Raw genomic sequence first — 2248 nt, forward strand, 5'->3', positions numbered from 1 at the left:
AGATAAAAAATGGTGCCCATGGCACTTACGTTTTCGTTTCATTCCACCTGCTTCTATAGCTAATTGATTAAGTGTAGCGGGAGACATATATCGATATAACTCTTCGGCAAATAAAGACAGCTCTTGTTTTTGATGCATATTCATAAAAAGCACGTCACCCTTTCTCATTAACATAAGAGAATAGTAACGTGCTTTTGAGTTTAAGAATAGTCTAAATCCTTAAGTTGATGGATGTGTGGTGCTACCCCATCACCATCAAGCTATGAAAAGTAAATACTTCAAAATGAAAATATAAGCCGTTTTCTTTCAAAAATACATGGGRTTTTTAGCCTGGGTTGTTATAAACTTATTAAGTAGTTGGGCATGGGTTGAGACTTCGAAATATTGTGCATTCACATTAAATAACAAACATGAAAAGGACTTTAAATTTAATTCGCAGGATCTCTTTCTTTTACAAGATCTTCGATGTTATTTGCTTCTTTGATTTCTTTTGACGATAACCAATTTTCATTTATTGTCCCTGTCTTATTGGTTAAATAGATGTTAAAGTTTTTATTATATAGTTCTTCTTTAAGGATTGTGGTTACTTTGATTAAATCCTCAATTAAAGGGGGATTGTTTTCAAATATATTATTGGTGGTATTAATAACTAAAGTCACTAAATATTTTCGACTATCCTCATCATCTGAACTTGAATAAGTAATACTTTYAAATGCAAAWCGATCGTTTTGMATTTCATGTAATCTWTCTTCTACTTTGGTGTGCGTTCTAATCCAATTTCCCCAATATTTGTTTATGGCATCTGACATCGTAGATTTCATTGTTTGTAACAGTTCYTCTTTTGTTATTATTTTTTGTACATTTTTAAAAGGTCCGCCCAAAGATTCACCATTTTGATCCTTAATCTCTAGTTCTGTTATCTTTTTATTATTCTCCTGAATGAGTTGAAATAGAGCATATAAACGATCTAATTCTACTGAATCCAATTGGCTAAAGTCAATCTCGTTACTCATTTGCAAAGTTAATAATAATTCATTAGTTGGTTTTCCTTCATCTGGATCTTTATTATCTAAAATATATTGAAGAGCATTTTCCGTTTCAGATTCCACGTAGCCTAATTTTTTCATTTCTTCCAGAGTTGGTTTGAATTTCTTATATTCCTCATATGTTTTTTTTCCATATTGGTATTCATCACCTACTGGATTTGAATAGAGGAGACCTTGTACCTTTACTCGGAATTTTAGATATTTGTTATTTTTTTCTTGCACAGTATGGTATGTATTACCACCGTTATTTTCATTTATAGAGCTCCAATCTGTTACAACAACATCAATACCGTGTTTTTCTTTTATATATTCTTGTACCTCAGCTCCATTTTCTTGGTTACAACCACTTAGACATAAGAAACATAATACTAGCAATATTACATGTTTCAAACTTTGCATATAAGCACTCCCTACGTAAGAATTAATTCTTGAATGTGCAGCACACTACAAAACCTTCTTTTCCTTAGTCGTATACTTTATCTTTTATATAGTTTGAATCTTAAATCATTTAAGTTCCTGACGTTTCCAACTATACTGCTTGAAGTATTACTGTCTTAACATATATAACTTATTTGTTTTAAGGTCTTTCTCAATTCTATAAGCATATGGTTCATTGGGCTCATATCTAAAACGTACATTCATACCATGGTATCTATTTTACTATAAAATCTAGTTCTATTATTAAAATGTTCCTTTTTTTTTGTTTCCTAGTATAGATGTTCCTTCTACTTCAATGAGGGAGGATTTATGGAAGGACATTATACAATTTCAAGTTATGCACCATATATAAGAAGAAAAAACATAGCTACAAACTCGATGTAATGAAATTCGTATATATGCATAATTGTATTTAAAATCACTAATGATAATGTTATACTAATATCAACCAAGAAGAATCCAACAAACTATGATTAATTACTACATCTTCTTTCATAGCATGTCAACGTAAAAAAGACACTTTCCATTGTGTCTTTTTTTACGCTTTGAGATGAATACATTGACTCAATACTTATATTTGGGGTAGCACCACATCGCTATCAAGCTAAAGATTTATTGCAACCCCTAGAACGAAATTTTTAGGATTTCTTGTAATAAAAAAGGATATTTTATTATTTTGACTGTCTGTATATAACTTTTTCATGATTTATAAAACCATCTTACGAAACCGCCTCCTATTACAGAACTTGCCCTATATATTGGGA

Annotated in this window: 1 protein-coding gene and 1 pseudogene; both read right to left on the reverse strand. The window is 30.6% G+C overall.

The features are described from left to right. Positions 1-144 (reverse strand): annotated as a pseudogene (locus tag AC1DJR_RS27115) (IS4 family transposase); the annotation flags it as partial. Between the two features lie 284 nt (positions 145-428). Next, entirely contained in the window at positions 429-1445 is a 1017-nt protein-coding gene (locus AC1DJR_RS27120) for a hypothetical protein (RefSeq protein ID WP_477003957.1), read from the reverse strand. Between the last annotated feature and the right edge of the window lie 803 nt (positions 1446-2248).

The organism is Bacillus sp. 05T31, assembly GCF_056396725.1.